The organism is Undibacterium sp. FW305-107 (genome assembly GCF_058788535.1).
In genome coordinates this window covers 117,890-132,376 of the sequence record NZ_JBYTAV010000006.1, presented here as the reverse complement: position 1 = coordinate 132,376, position 14,487 = coordinate 117,890, and the positions used below count along the sequence as shown (strand labels likewise).

Genomic DNA, 14,487 nt, shown 5'->3' with positions numbered 1-14,487 from the left:
GCCCCGCTAAGTTACTACGCTAGTTACTACGCTAGTTGCTGTGCTGCTTTCCACCGTCGCCCTGACACTGCCCTGCGCATTTTGTGCCTGCACATGGCCAGATCTGATGGACTTCTCATGTATGACGGACAGTCGTACTTGCCTGCTGCTGCCGGGTGCCATATGAAAATAATTATCTTCAGGCAGCAGGCCGGGAATTTGTATGGAAACAGCCTGCGCCAGCTTTTGCGTACTCAGATGCAGCAGGTGATTACCATCAGCATCCTGGCTGCACTGTGCACGCAAACCCACATCCGCCTGCTGATCAAATTGATGACCAAGCGGGAAATGAAAATCTGTGGCAATGACCTGTGCCTGCCCTGGACTATACAAAACGGCCTGCACTACATCATGCCCGGCTGGCCCGAATCGATAGGCATAACTGGTATCAATGAAATGCGGTAAAAGCGCATAGTCCTGCACTTTGATTGCCGTGTGTGCGGCTACTTGCACGGCAATACGGCCATGCGCAACACGGGTTTCTGCATGACGGTAGAGATTCAGTTCCAGTTCACCATCAAATGCCTGTGGCCCGTCATTGATGACATGCAGAGCCAGGCCATTCAAGCCTTCGTCGGTGATGAACACGGTCAGCGCCGCCATGGTACGCTTCAGATAATAATAGACCGCCTTGGGTTTGCCATGCGCGTCAAGAATGCCCCAGCCTGCGCCTGGCCGCAGATCCCGCCAGAACCAGATCAGTGCACCATGGCAGGCAGAGCCAGCACGCCGCCATTCAGCGATCGTTTTCGCCATGACTTCACCAGTCGTCGTGCGTGCCAGTGACAGGTAATGTTCACGGTCAGCATAACGCAGGCTGGCAGGATTTACTCTATACAGCTCCGTCATATAATGATCACGCACGTCTTCAAAATCCCAGCCGGTGCCATTGTCACGCGGTACGCCCAGTTTCCACGCTGGATGCGGGCCTGGTGTTTCGCCATTCTTGAGCATGCAGTCGATAAGGTCATCGTCGGGCATATTCGAGAAACCCAGACATTCCGAGGTAAAGCGTATGGCGCTGCGGCGAGCATCGTCGAGTGGTCGCAGATAAGCACCGACACCAAAATAATGGGCAACACCATTATCGAGCTGGAAAGGCATGATGCCGCCGCTGGGGCTGGAGGGCCAATACTGTATGTCAGGTCTGTATTGCTGGCAAAGTCCGGGCAGGGTATGTCCAAAAAAATCATTACGCCAGAGTTCTGCCGGCTGACCCAACATGGCAGCCTGTTGTTCCACTTCGCTATTGCCGCAAACAACGGCAATGCACGGAGAGTGCTGTGTACGCTGCAAGAATTGCAGCACTTCTGTCGTGATACTGGCGGCAAATGCGCCATCATTCACAGGGTAATCCATATTTGCAAACATGCAATCTTGCCAGACCAGAATACCAAGCTCATCACATAGCTGATAAAACTCCGTGGTCTCATACACCATGGTGCCAATCACACGCAGCATGTTCATGCCAGCATCGCGCGCCAGTGTCAGCATCTGGCGCAGGTCGGCGGCTTCATTTTGCAATGAAATTGCATCCGCTGGCGTCCAGCAGGCACCACGACAGAATACGGGAACATCATTCACATGCAAATTGAAATCGCCGTCACTCTGATCCACCCGTATCTGACGGAAACCAGTATGACCAAGATCAATAGTCTGCGTATGCCCGGCAGACGCGATATGCAATTCCAGCATATACAGTGCTGCATCACCATGCGTATGCGGCCACCATTTTTTGACTTCTGCGATGCGGCAGAGGCCAAGAACACGGTATTGGTTTTCACCCAGGCTTTGCCAATTCAGTACGAAATCGTACTCGCCAATTCTGATGGAACAGGAAGAGATGGCTTGCAGGCTCTGTATCGTCAATTCAACTTCCAGCACGCCATCAGCACCATCAAGTTTGCCACTGATGTTTTTAGCGATGATGCGGAATTGGCTTTGTAATTCCAGCATGACGGGTCTATAAGGCCCAACCGGGGCTACCGGTGGTGACCAGCCCGGCATGCGGCCCAATAAACTGGTACGCATCCAGCGCAATTGCTGTTGCTCGACCAGACGGGTTTTCCAGCGCGGGCGCGGGCGGCGTTGCGCCAGTTGTGTGTTCATCGCCAGGAAGCGCAGGCTCAAGCGTCCCTTGCCATTGATGGCAAGCGCAGCCAGGTCAAGGCTGTGTGCGATAAACATGTTCTCGCTGCGCAAGATGAGGCTGTCATTCCAGTAAACTTCAGCATGCGTCGCCAGACCTTCGAAATGAAGGCGGGCAGCATTGTCAGGCAAATCCAGTTCACAGAAATACCAGACATCGGCCTCATCGAAATTGTCTTTGCCATATTCAAACTGCCCAGCCGCACGTAGTGCGCTGGCGATGGTGCCTGGCACTTGCGCTGGAATTTGCGCGAGTAATCCAGAGGACAAGCCAGAAGGCAAAATCGCACTGCCGCCAGCCACTTGTACAGCTCGCCAATCAGCAGTCAGAGGAATGAGTATCCGGTCTGTCATGGATGCACTCACCGCCCAGCCAGGCTGTTATCAAGCGCTGCCATGCCTTGCTGCCAGTGCTTGGCCAGTTGTTCCACCAGCGGTGCCAGATCTACAGGCTTTTTCCCCATGACGGCTCTGGCGGTTTTCAGCAACAGGGTTTTAGTGACTTCGGAAATAGCATCAAATTCTGCCGCTGCCTGCTCAAACTGCAAGACCTGATGCTGTTGCAGCCAGCGCAGATAATGCGCACCCAGGCTAAAGCCTGCGCCCAGTTGACGCAGGCAGGCAAAGGCATAGGCATGATAGGCCGCCATACCCTCTTCTTTCAATTGCTCTACATCGCGAACAAATACCGGCAGGAACAGACTGACAGGATTACTGCGCGGGCGTCTGTCCAGGTATTTGCGCAAGAGCGGCAGAGAGATCGCCGCCAGTTCTGCATCTGTTTTTTTCTGCACATGATCGAGGCGCACGAACTCGGCAAACAGGGGCATGAAGCCAGGGTCGTGCGGCTTGCCTATCCTGAAGGTCTCGAGAAAATCTTCGCCCCGCAATTCATGGTAGCTGCTGTTATGGAAGTAACCTAGCTTGCGCTGCTCAAGGTCGATTTCCTGTATGGCTATCGTGGTCTTGACGTGATTCGTGCGGTAGTCTGTGCCTGCCGTATCGGGCAGGTAAAATGAATCTGTTTCGGTCAGCACCAGGCGGCCGCGCCCAAGCTGGACTGTGGCATTGCTGAGCAGGCCACGCCAGACATTAAGTTCTTGCACATCGATGCCATACAGGACAAACAAGTCTTCATGCGGTGGCTTGTAGAAAGTCCACTGGTCACCGTCAAAATCATTGGCAAAGACCATCGGCAGGCATGCCAGCGGGTTCAAGCCTTGCGCATGCAAGACTTCTATCCAGACATCGATGTAGCAATTGGTTTCTGCCCAGGCGCGGTCAGCGCCATGCAGGGTATGCGGCAGATAGTCGCTGGCAATAATCGGCTTTAACGCGTGCAGACTCATGACCACAATACGTCGCGGGTGGTCTGAGGCCAGTTCTCTGGCTGCATGCCATGCGTCTTGAACAAGGCCATGACGATGCGTTCCAGGCCAAAGCCCAGACAGGCGGTATGCGCCAGCTCACCGTTTTGCTGGTAAATATCAAACAGCTTGCCGAAATGATCCTGGTGATAATTGAAGGAACAAACCGCCGTCGGCTTGGCTTCGGATATCACTGGCACCAATACTTCAAACTTCAATTGCTGCTCACGCTGGTTGGCGGCCAGCATACGGCCACCGCGGCCAAAGAAAGGGTCAGAAGCAACGTCTGAATGCGCAGGCAAACCCAGGGACTTTAAAATATCGAGGCCGCGCTGTAACCAGATATCGCGCCAGGCAACTACCATGTCAGGTGTACCGACACGGACAAATTCACGCACGCGAAAAGATTGCATACGGGTAGGCTCTGGCGAAGGCTCATTCCTGAATACCCAGTTTTGCATATCCACCAAACGTCCCTCGGCAGGAACAGTGCCAGTGAAGCTGGGGTAGACCGGATAGCAGGCAGCAGGCGTAAGACACACTGCTGTCATGGTTTGCAGATGCGTCCATGGGCGGCCTTCATGGACGTTTTCCATGAGTTCTTTATGCTGTGCTTCATTGCCAGTGAAGCTGAAGATGGTACCGGCCAGTTGCGGGAAAGAATCCAGGTATTCGCTGCGTTCCAGCACCTTGCGGTCCAGGCAAGGCGGGAAAGACATTCTGACCGCACCATCATTGGCGGCCACCCGGCTGACATAGTCATCAAAACGACGCAGCACATCTTCAAACACCGGACCACGGCCAAAAATGCCCTGCACGCCAACGGGGATGATATGACCGGCGGCGACCAGATCGTCGGTCAGGCCCTCAGGAGAAAAATCGATAGACATGGGTGTCCTTCCTAGTCGTCTTTAAGTACCAGCAGCAAATTGGCATTGGTAGCCAGGATGCGGTCATTGCCGACCATGATGGCGGCTGAATGTGCGTCCCGAAGGTGGCGGCTCATGCTGAACTTGCTGTCGTTTTTATAGCCAAGGATGCCGCAGATGGATAAAGCCTTGGTCACGATTTGCGGCAGGGCCTGGGTTGCATCTATCTTCAGGTTATTCATCTTCAGTGAATAGCCCATGGAAGTCAGAGTACCGACCGCAGCATCATCTGCTGCTGACAAGGCTTCATATTCAGTCAGGCAGGCTTGCACCGAAGTACGCATGCTTTGCATCATGCTGACCAGTTCTGCCAGACGCAGGGCTGTTGGTGGCACAACACCTGGATTGGCACGGGCCTGACCACGCACAAAAGCCCTGGCTTTGTTGACAGCAGCTGCGGCACATCCCATCCAGCAACCACCCCAGAGCAGATGCGATACCGGCACCACGGTTTGCGCCGACATGTCGCCAAATGGCACATCAATGATCTGCGCCACATCACCAGTAGAAGTCATGAGGAAGGGAGGGCTGCAAGTGCCACGCATGCCCATGGTGTCCCAGCCACCTTTTTGCTCCAGCGTGTAATCGGCCTTGCGCACCAGTATCAATGACTGATCACTGTGCGCGGCATCGGGATTGCGTCTGGCAGTCACCAGTAAATCATCGGCCTGTGCACCATAAGAAATCGTCGTCGCATCCTTGACCAGCTTGAAGCGCTGTCCATTCACTTCCACTGCACAATTACTACGGCGCATTTCACCACCGACACCAACTTCAGAAGTCACCGAAGCAATCAGATATTGATGTTCGACCAGTTCGCGCAAATAATTCTGATACCAGGGATTATCCATGGCATGCCGGACTATGCTGATCACCTGTATCTGGTGCATGGCATAGATCATCGCTGTTGATGCGCATTCACGCGCCAGTGTTTCAACGATTTCCACCAGTTCACTCAGGCTCACTCCGGCACCACCGAGCGCCACAGGCACATAGGCACTCAGCAATTTCTCTCGCTTGAGCGCAGCCACAGCTTCGATGGGGAAGCGTGCTTCATGATCTACTGCATTGGCATGGGGCGCGGCAAATTCTTTGGCAACCAGGCTGGCTGCCAATATCATGGGAGAGGGAGTAGCTGAGGTATCCATATCATGCCGTCAATTCTTCTATCGCTGCGTGGATAGCATTGATGCTTTCAAACACGCTGCGTTTCAGCATACGGTCTGGGAATTCCAGATCAAAAGCATCTTCCAGGGCCAGCATGACATTGACACTCGCATGCGATGTCATACCAGCTTCATACAAGTCAGCATCTTCGGCCAGGACATCAATGTTGGCAGAAAATTTACCATGCTCCTTCAGGACCTGACGTATCTGTTCTTTGCTCATAGTGGCCTTTCTTATCTTTTTTGGCAGACAAATTTTTATTCAAAAATAATTCGCAAACAGGTCGCAAATACATTTGAATGGCATGCCGGGTGCAGAGGAAAAAACCGCGGCTAACGCTCCACAACATGGCCTCAACAAGCGCACGCAAGCATGCCTTAAAGTTAACAGGATAGCTGAATGCCTATGAAATCGAAGTTAAATTTGGTTACGTTTTACTTGCCAAGAAGAAAGAAAATACGGGGAGCCCAGCGCTGAAAACCATCCGTCCCACCTGCATATGAAGGGTGGGACAGACAGATCAATTTGAAGTCAATATTTGAAGAAAAATTACAGGAAATCTGACTTATTTGGTGCGCAAGATCAGACTGTTATTGGCATCTTCCTTATACGCATAAGTGACCTTGCCACGCCTGATTTCTCCTATGAAAAGCATGTTACGTGCTACTGCCTCATGGTCCGTTTTTGAGAAGGGTTTTTTATAGCGTGAGATGACGGTGGATGTGGTGTCATATTTCATGTCTTCCAGCGCCAGTTTGATCTTTTCACCATCTGTGGTGTTAGCCTGCATGAGTGCCAAAGTCAGCATTCTGAGGGCATCATAGGTCTGTGCTGCCGACACCGCCGAGGGAATGGATTTAACATTATTTATGCGAAAGTAGTTGAGCACGAATTCATTGCTGCGGTTACTTGCATCATTTTCTATGAAAGTCACAGGCATGCGCGCGCCTTCGGCATTATTACCAGCGAGGTCAGCAAAGCTGCGTTGCGACAAGGTCCAGGAACCTGTCAGTGGCACATTGAATTTTAGCTTGCTCATGCCATTGGCAACCATGGCGGCTTCTGAGCTCAGGCAATACAGGATCACCACTTGTGCACCCGCCTGCTTGGCCTTGCTCAATTGCGCAGTCATATCCTGATCGCCGACTTTGAAACTCTCGACGGCGACGGGATTGAGTTTACGGTTCTGCAATTCAGCCAGCAAATTTTCCTTGCCATAAGTGCCGTAAGGACTTTCATCATGCAGGATGGCGATTTGCGTCAGTTTGCGCTTGTCGATGACGTCTGCCAGGATCACTGAGGGCTGCAAATTATCGCTACCGGCCAGACGAAATACATAACTGTCAGGGATAGCTGGTGGCATGAATTGCTTGGTCACGGCAGCACCGGTGGCAGCACTGATGATCAGTGGTTTTTTACTTTCCTGGAAAACCTTGGCGGCCTGCAAAACCACGCCGGTATTGGCAAAGCCGATAACAGCGACGACCTTTTCTTTTTCCACCAGTTCTTTTGCCATGGCTGCACCGACTTCGGGCTTGGCCTGGTCGTCACGTTCGACCAGTTCTATGCGCCGCCCCATGACGCCACCGATCTGGTTGATGTCTTGCAAAAATACCCTGGCGCCCCCGCGTATGCTCTCCCCCATATCGGTGGAAGACTTACCGGTAAACGGACCTATGATACCTATGCGTATAGGCGCTTCGTCAGCATGGGAAGTCAGGGGTAAAGCCAGCGTCAGAAAAAGTCCGGCAATGAGTGCAGAAATAGTACGCATACCTTGGTCTCCAGGATGTAAATTATTATTTATTGGCAATAGTTTGCATCAGCTTAGCCTGTTCAGGCTGGGATTTTCACGCTTACTTACATTTTTATAGCAGACTTGCCTGAAATTATTATAAATGGCACAGTTATGCAGACCCGCATACAACATTGCCACTAATTTAAGGACGCCCCAAGGGCTGAACATGCATCCCGCCCATCTGATACATCAGGCAGCAGAGCTCATCAACCAGGCAGACAGCCTGGTGATTGCGGCTGGGGCAGGCATGGGCGTGGACTCTGGTTTGCCTGACTTTCGTGGCAGCGAAGGCTTTTGGAAAGCCTATCCGGCGCTAGGGCAGGAAGCCATCCCATTTTATGAAATAGCCAACCCGGCAGCTTTCCGTCGTCGCCCAAAGCAGGCATGGGGGTTTTATGGGCACAGGCTGGCGCTTTACCGCAAAATCCAGCCACATGCAGGTTTTGACATACTCAGGCAATGGGGCACATCCAAAACCCACGGCCTGAGTGTATATACCAGCAATGTAGACGGGCATTTTCAGCAAGCGGGTATAGACCCTGCGCTGATCCATGAATGCCATGGTTCCATCCATTATCTGCAGTGCCTGTTACCTTGTCGTGACAGTATCTGGCAGGCAGAACATTTCGTGCCTGAAGTCGATGAGATCAATTGCCAGCTCATGAATAGCGCGCCGACCTGCCCGCATTGCGGTGGCATGGCGAGGCCAAATATCCTGATGTTTGATGATGCAGACTGGAATTCTCAAAGACAGCAGCAACAGGCGGAACGTCAGGCGCAGTGGTTAAGCAAAGTCCGCCGCCCTTTGGTGATAGAACTGGGAGCGGGTACTGCCGTGCCCAGCGTACGCAATTTCAGCCAGCGCATGAATGCGCATTTCGGTGGTCACCTGCTGCGCATCAACCTGCGTGAGCCGCAAGTGCCCTATGCCCAGGACGTGGGGCTGGCCATGGGCGCACTAGAGGCACTTGGTGCGATACAGGCCGTGCTGGAGAAATAAACTCAGACGATTTGCCTGCCATCGCGCCATGCTGCGATCACTACCGGCAACTTGTCGAGCATGCGCACGCGGATAAAATCTGCCTTCAGGCCTACTGCAATTTCACCCCTGTCATGCAAACCCAAGGCCCGGGCCGGTGCCTTGCTGACGGTGGCGATTGCCTTGGGCAAGTCATAGCCATCTTCCTGCAACATGAAGGCGGCCTGCAACAGGCTCGCTGGCACATAGTCAGAAGAAAGGATGTCCAGCAAATCATGCCTGGCCAGTTCACTGGCCGAGACATTGCCAGAATGCGAGCCACCGCGCACGCGGTTGGGTGCGCCCATGACGATGGCCAGACCCTGCTGCCTCGCCATCTGCGCAGCCAGCAAGCTGGTCGGAAACTCAGAAATACTGACACCATCAGCTACGCCTTCATGCACATGCTCTGCAGTCGTATCATCATGCGAAGCCAGCGGGATAGGATGCGCGTGTTGCTGGCATTGTTGTATGACGAGCTGGCGGTTTGTCGCCACATGACGTTGCTGGCGTTCCAGCAAGATATCCAGCATCTTGTCGACTTTTTGTTCACTCCAGCCGCGCTTGCCTGTGACATAGACGCGGTAGTGCGCCAGGTCTGTCCACTGGCGCTGGCCAGGCGTATGGTCCATCAGCGATACCAGCTTGAGTCTCTCATCCTGCAGGAAGGGAGAGAAAAGGTGTAGCAGATCTGGCTCTGCCAACTCCAGACGCATATGCAGGAAATGTTCGGCGCGTAATAAACCAGCCTGTTCTGCAGTGCGCAAGCCAGCGACACAAGGGTTCAGGGTTTGCATGCGCACACTATCAGGGTCAATATCACCCACCGCTATCGCATCCAGCACTGTGGTAATGCCAGCTGCAGCGATTTGCGCATCGTGTGCCAGTATGGCTGGCATGACTGGCCAGTGCACCTTGGGGCGCGGCATGAGGTGTTTTTCCAGATTATCGGTATGCACTTCAACCAGGCCGGGCAGTAAATAATCCCCCTGCCAGTCTTCACCTGCCAACCCGGCTGCTCCATCAGCCAGGTCGCTGATCTTGCCATGAGTGACGACCATGGAACCGGAAAACACACTGTCAGCGCTGACAATGCGGACGTTGCGTATTGTTAACAATGGCCTGGAATTTAAACTGGAGTCAGATGCGAAATTCATGTCAATGAAAAGCTGTGTGGATACCGCCACCTTAGCATGATTTTGCCAATGAGCCAGCAAGGCAAAGATACTGGCAAGCTTGCCAGTAACGCATGCCAAGAATATATCTTGTTAGCTTAAACATCACATTTGCGCAATATAATTTTACCTTTTTTACTAAATCTTGTTTAGCGGATGCGCTTCAATTTCATACATTGTCTTGTACCATGACTGTTAGAGTCGACTAGTAAAAAAGGCCTGATCTCACGATGTTAATCACAAAATAACGGGTGGAAAATATGATGCGAAAAGCAATTGGTGGCTTGACCGCCATGATGTGCCTGGCCCTGCCTCTACTGGCACAAGCTGGCGATACCTTAGGCAAAATACGCAAAACCCAGACCCTGGTGATAGGTATCCGTGAAACTGCACCATTTTCTTACACAGACGAAAACAAGCAGCCTCTCGGCTACTCTGTCGATCTCTGTATGAAAGTGGCAGATGCCATCAAAAAAGAACTGAAGATGCCGGCCATGAAGATACAGTTTTATTCTGTTGACTCTACCACCCGTTTCACTGCCCTGCTGGAAGACAAGATAGACCTGGAATGCGGCAGCACTACCAATAATGCTGAAAGACGCAAAAAAGTTGCGTTTACCATCCCGCATTTCTTTTCCAGCGTACGCGCCCTGGTCAAAGCAGACAGCGGTATCAAAAACTGGCCACAACTGCGCAATCGTACTGTTGTCACCACCAAGAGCACGACTACGGTCAAACTGCTCAATGACAGGAATGACACCAGCTCACTGAACATCAAACTGGTAGAAGGTAACAGCGACCAGGATTCATTCAAGATGGTGGAAGAAGGCAAGGCAGATGCCTTCCCCATGGATGATGTATTGCTGTACAGCCTGAGGGCAGAATCCAAGTCACCGGCATCTTTCGCCATCGTCGGCGACCCGTTGTCAATAGAGCCCTACTCCATCATGATGCGCAAGGATGATCCCGGCTTCAAGAAAATCGTCGATAACGAGATGCTCAGGCTCATTCATGAGAATGAAATCTACCGTATTTACGAAAAGTGGTTTACCAAACCAATACCCCCAAAGAACGTCAACATGAATATGTCCATGGGCTTCTTGCTCAGGGATTCCTTGCGCTTCCCTACGGACCAGGTTGCTGACTAATCTGCGGTAAAAATCGGCATGACAAGATATGCCCTGTACTTCGCCCCTGACGGTGAATGGTGGCAGCAAGGAAGTAACTGGCTTGGCCGCGATGCAGCCAGCGGCCAGTTACTGCCACAGCCAGCCATTGCCGGGCTGGATGCAGGCTTGCAAGGGCAACTGACCAGCGATGCGCGCCGCTATGGTTTTCATGCCACCCTGAAAGCACCTTTCCAGCTTGTTGATGGCCAGACTGAGGCTGACTTGCGTCTGGCCTTGCAAAAATTTTGCTCCCGGCAAACCCATATCCAGATACTGGCTCCACAGGTGCAATGGATGGGAAAATTCCTGGCCTTACGCCCGACTGGTGACCAGACTGCACTGAACGAATTTGCCTTTGCCTGCGTCAGCCACTTTGATCATTTCCGCGCAGCCATGAGTGAAGCTGAACTGGTACGTCGCCAGCAAGTACCCTTAAGCCCCCGCCAAAACGACTTGCTGCTGGAATGGGGTTACCCTTATACAGCAGAAGAATTCCGCTTCCATATGACGCTGACTGACAGACTGGATGCAGGGGCAATTGCAGATAGCCTGCATGATGCCGCCATCCAGTATTTCAACTTATCAGAACCCTTAATCATCAACAGCATTTCCTTGTTTGTCGAACATCAGGCTGGTGCAGATTTTGAGTTGCTGGAGCGCATTTCGTTCCACTGAATCACTTAGCCCAGCACTCTTCAGGCTACATAATTGGCGACATGATCTGCGAGTAAAGCCAAAGCATGGCGTACCTTGGCCGGCTGTTCGTCACGGCGCGGAGTAATCGCATGCAAGACCATATCTGGCAGCTTCCAGTCAGGCAAGACCGGAGCCAGGTTGCCATTAGCCAGGGCTTTGTGATCATCTTCACTCACCGCGACACTGATACCCCAGCCTGCAAGACACAGTGCATGCAGGGCCGTGACTTGAGTTGCCCTTACCCTGACTGGCACCTTCACATCCGTAACGATCTTATCTGGCCCAGTCAAGCGCAGGGCGCGCGTAGTAGCGCCACCCAACCAGACATGGTGCTCCAGATCCTGGGGATGTTGCGGCCAGCCATGCTCATTCAGGTAGGACGGTGCTGCACATAGCTGGGCAGGCATACTGCCCAGTTTGCGTGCCACCAGGCTGGAGTCAGGCAAATTACCCACCCGCAACGCAATGTCTATGCGCTCATCAATCAGGTCAACCACGGCATCATCCACCAGCAGGCACAAACTCAGCTTGGGATATTTTTGCAATGGCGCCAAGGCTTGCGCCAGCATGCCACCAAAGCCTATGGGTGCAGCGATGCGCAATTCACCCTGCGGCTCATCCCTGTGGCGGGCCAGCGCCTGCTCGGCAGAACGGGCGGCAGCTACCATGGCGGCACAACCCTCAAAATAACGCGCACCTGCTTCTGTCAGCGTCAGTTTGCGCGTTGAACGATGCAACAAGGATAAACCAAGGTCAGATTCCAGCGCCCGCAAATGCTGGCTGACAGCAGATGGCGTCATGCCCAGCTTGCGGGCAGCGCTTGTCAGAGAGCCTGCCGTGACGACCTCGGCGAATAAGGCCATGCGCTTGTACTGTTCCATCTTCACTCCAGATAAACCTTCAATTTATTAGTACAGCTTCACAGTGTTAGTGATTTTTACTGTCTATTCAAGAAATCATTAAGCATTCAAACTATATCTCACAATCCAAGCACAATCACTATTACCTTCACAAAGGAGTTTCAAATGAAAATCGCATTAATTGGCGGCACCGGTTTTGTAGGCACACCCGTATTGACCGAACTGCTAAGCCGTGGACATGAAGTCACCGTGCTGGCACGTAACCCATCCAAAGTAGCAGCGCAAGCCGGTCTTACGGTGGTAAAGGCAGATGTTCTGGATGCCGCACAGGTCGCACACGCCGTGGCTGGACAAGATGCCGTGGTCAGCGCCTACAACCCGGGCTGGGGCGAAGCGCAAATCCATGATCTGTTCCTGCAGGGTACGCAAGCCATCTTTACTGGCATCAAGCAGGCAGGTGTCAAACGTCTGCTGGTGGTTGGTGGTGCTGGTAGCCTGTTCGTCGCACCTGGCGTGCAACTGGTGGATGTACCTGAATTCCCTGCCGAATACAAACAAGGCGCACTGGCAGCCAGGGAAGCCCTGAATCTGATCAAGAAAGAAGACACACTGGAATGGAGCTTCCTGTCGCCACCGATAGGTCTGGCACCTGGTGAGCGCAGCGGCCAATACCGGGTTGGTGCAGACAATCTGCTGCCCGGCGTTGGTGAGGCACCAGCGGGCATTTCTGTGCAGGATCTGGCTGTCGCTATCGTAGATGAACTGGAAACGCCCAAGCATATCCAGAAGCGCTTTACCGTTGCCAATTAATTTCTCTCTGATTGCCCATCATGCCCAATGCAATGACGACCACAACAGCATCAGCAAATGTCAAAGCTGCTGATAATACCCAGCGCAAATTTTTATATGCCGTCACTGCGCTGGGTCTCGGTGCATTTGCGATAGGCACAGGTGAATTTGCCATGATGGGCTTGCTGCCAGAAGTGGCACAAGATCTTGCTGTATCCATACCAGAGGCTGGCCATGTCGTCAGCGCCTATGCCTTTGGTGTGGTCATCGGTGCCCCCATGTTTACCGTGTTGACAGCCAGCTGGCCGCGCAGGACTTTGCTGATCGCGCTCATATTGCTGTTCGCAGCAGGAAATTTTGCCGGGACGCTGACTACCGACTTCCTGTCGCTGAATATCGTGCGCTTTATCGCTGGCCTGCCGCACGGTGCTTACTTTGGTGTCGCCACGCTGGTCGCCGCCAATATGGTGGCTCCACAAAAACGCGCCACGGCGGTGGGACTAGTCATTTTGGGCCTGACCAGCTCTACCCTGCTTGGCGTACCTGCCGCAACCTGGCTGGGGCAAACATGGGGCTGGCAGGCGGCTTATGTTTTTGTCGCCTCCCTGGCTATGCTCAGCGGCGTGGCGGTATATTTCGCTGTGCCTGATGTGCCCGCAATGAAAGACGCAAATAAGAACGCAAGCCCCAGAAGTGAACTGGATGCACTGGCCAACAAGCAGGTCTGGTTGACACTGGGCATAGGTGCGGTGGGATTTGGTGGCATGTTTGCCGTGTTCAGCTACATCAAACCCATACTCACTGAAGTCACCCACATGTCTGCTGGCGTCATTCCTTTGATACTGTCACTGTTTGGTGTGGGCATGGTGTTCGGCAGCATGCTGGGTGCGCGCCTGGCAGACAAAAATCTGCTGCGTTCTATTGCTGTCCTGCTGCTGTGGAATGCTGTGGTTTTAGGTGGTGTTACTTTCGCGATGAGCTACACAATATCAGCAATCGTCTGGGTATTTTTGCTAGGCACCCTGGTCGCCATAGGCCCTGCCTTACAGATACGTTTAATGGATGTGGCAGGTGATGCACAGACCCTGGCTGCTGCCCTGAATCATTCTGCATTCAATGTCGCCAATGCACTCGGTGCCTGGCTGGGTGGCGCAGTCATCACGATGGGATACGGCTGGACTTCAACCGGCTGGCTGGGTGCATTGCTGGCACTGGGTGGACTGGTTGTCTTTGGTCTTTCGATCAAAAAATAAAGCCAGTATTCAGCAACCTCAAAAGCAGGCTAGAATGAGAACAGGGAAATGGCATTAAGTCAGGTTCACTATTTTCAGA

General features: G+C 52.9%; 13 protein-coding genes. 5 read left to right on the top strand and 8 right to left on the bottom strand.

All coding sequences use genetic code 11. The annotated features are described in order from the left end of the window. Positions 1 to 6 precede the first annotated feature (6 nt). The 6 genes from AC3WQT_RS14690 to AC3WQT_RS14665 form a co-directional block, all read right to left on the bottom strand. Positions 7 to 2,541 (bottom strand): glycoside hydrolase family 2 protein, encoded by a 2,535-nt coding sequence (locus tag AC3WQT_RS14690; RefSeq protein ID WP_492704700.1) that lies wholly within the window; start codon positions 2,539 to 2,541, stop codon positions 7 to 9. 8 nt (positions 2,542 to 2,549) lie between these two features. Then, positions 2,550 to 3,536 (bottom strand): DUF1839 family protein, encoded by a 987-nt coding sequence (locus AC3WQT_RS14685; protein WP_492704699.1) that lies wholly within the window; start codon positions 3,534 to 3,536, stop codon positions 2,550 to 2,552. Next, on the bottom strand, positions 3,533 to 4,444 hold the full coding sequence (locus AC3WQT_RS14680; protein ID WP_492704698.1) for an amino acid--[acyl-carrier-protein] ligase: 912 nt from the start codon (positions 4,442 to 4,444) through the stop codon (positions 3,533 to 3,535). Before AC3WQT_RS14680 ends, AC3WQT_RS14685 begins: the two co-directional genes overlap by 4 nt. An 11-nt stretch (positions 4,445 to 4,455) precedes the next feature. Further along, on the bottom strand, positions 4,456 to 5,631 hold the full coding sequence (locus AC3WQT_RS14675) for an acyl-CoA dehydrogenase family protein (RefSeq protein ID WP_492704697.1): 1,176 nt from the start codon (positions 5,629 to 5,631) through the stop codon (positions 4,456 to 4,458). Between the two features lies 1 nt (position 5,632). Further along, positions 5,633 to 5,872: an acyl carrier protein gene (locus AC3WQT_RS14670; RefSeq protein ID WP_492704696.1), complete on the bottom strand. Its 240-nt coding sequence runs from the start codon at positions 5,870 to 5,872 to the stop codon at positions 5,633 to 5,635. A gap of 343 nt (positions 5,873 to 6,215) precedes the next feature. Next, a complete protein-coding gene (locus tag AC3WQT_RS14665; protein ID WP_492704695.1) occupies positions 6,216 to 7,424 on the bottom strand; it encodes an ABC transporter substrate-binding protein in 1,209 nt (402 codons plus the stop codon). Between the two features lie 190 nt (positions 7,425 to 7,614). On the opposite strand from AC3WQT_RS14665, the gene AC3WQT_RS14660 reads away from it, so the two are divergent. After that, positions 7,615 to 8,448 carry an SIR2 family NAD-dependent protein deacylase gene (locus AC3WQT_RS14660; protein WP_492704694.1) on the top strand — a complete coding sequence of 278 codons (834 nt, stop codon included), beginning with the start codon at positions 7,615 to 7,617 and terminating at the stop codon, positions 8,446 to 8,448. Positions 8,449 to 8,450: 2 nt separating this feature from the next. Here AC3WQT_RS14660 and AC3WQT_RS14655 read toward each other — a convergent pair whose 3' ends face one another. Then, positions 8,451 to 9,623, bottom strand: coding sequence for an alpha-D-ribose 1-methylphosphonate 5-triphosphate diphosphatase (locus tag AC3WQT_RS14655; RefSeq protein ID WP_492704693.1), 1,173 nt, complete (start codon positions 9,621 to 9,623; stop codon positions 8,451 to 8,453). Between the two features lie 278 nt (positions 9,624 to 9,901). Between AC3WQT_RS14655 and AC3WQT_RS14650 the strand changes: the two genes are divergently transcribed. Further along, a complete protein-coding gene (locus tag AC3WQT_RS14650) occupies positions 9,902 to 10,789 on the top strand; it encodes an amino acid ABC transporter substrate-binding protein (protein ID WP_492704692.1) in 888 nt (295 codons plus the stop codon). Between the two features lie 18 nt (positions 10,790 to 10,807). Further along, the gene (locus AC3WQT_RS14645; RefSeq protein WP_492704691.1) at positions 10,808 to 11,485 is read left to right on the top strand and encodes a DUF1045 domain-containing protein; all 678 of its coding nucleotides are present in this window, start codon (positions 10,808 to 10,810) and stop codon (positions 11,483 to 11,485) included. A gap of 20 nt (positions 11,486 to 11,505) precedes the next feature. On the opposite strand, the gene AC3WQT_RS14640 is transcribed toward AC3WQT_RS14645, so the two are convergent. Beyond that, positions 11,506 to 12,387 carry a LysR family transcriptional regulator gene (locus AC3WQT_RS14640; protein WP_492704690.1) on the bottom strand — a complete coding sequence of 294 codons (882 nt, stop codon included), beginning with the start codon at positions 12,385 to 12,387 and terminating at the stop codon, positions 11,506 to 11,508. Positions 12,388 to 12,531: 144 nt separating this feature from the next. On the opposite strand from AC3WQT_RS14640, the gene AC3WQT_RS14635 reads away from it, so the two are divergent. Next, on the top strand, positions 12,532 to 13,176 hold the full coding sequence (locus AC3WQT_RS14635) for an NAD(P)-dependent oxidoreductase (protein ID WP_492704689.1): 645 nt from the start codon (positions 12,532 to 12,534) through the stop codon (positions 13,174 to 13,176). 32 nt (positions 13,177 to 13,208) lie between these two features. Next, positions 13,209 to 14,408: an MFS transporter gene (locus tag AC3WQT_RS14630; RefSeq protein ID WP_492704688.1), complete on the top strand. Its 1,200-nt coding sequence runs from the start codon at positions 13,209 to 13,211 to the stop codon at positions 14,406 to 14,408. Positions 14,409 to 14,487: the final 79 nt, after the last annotated feature.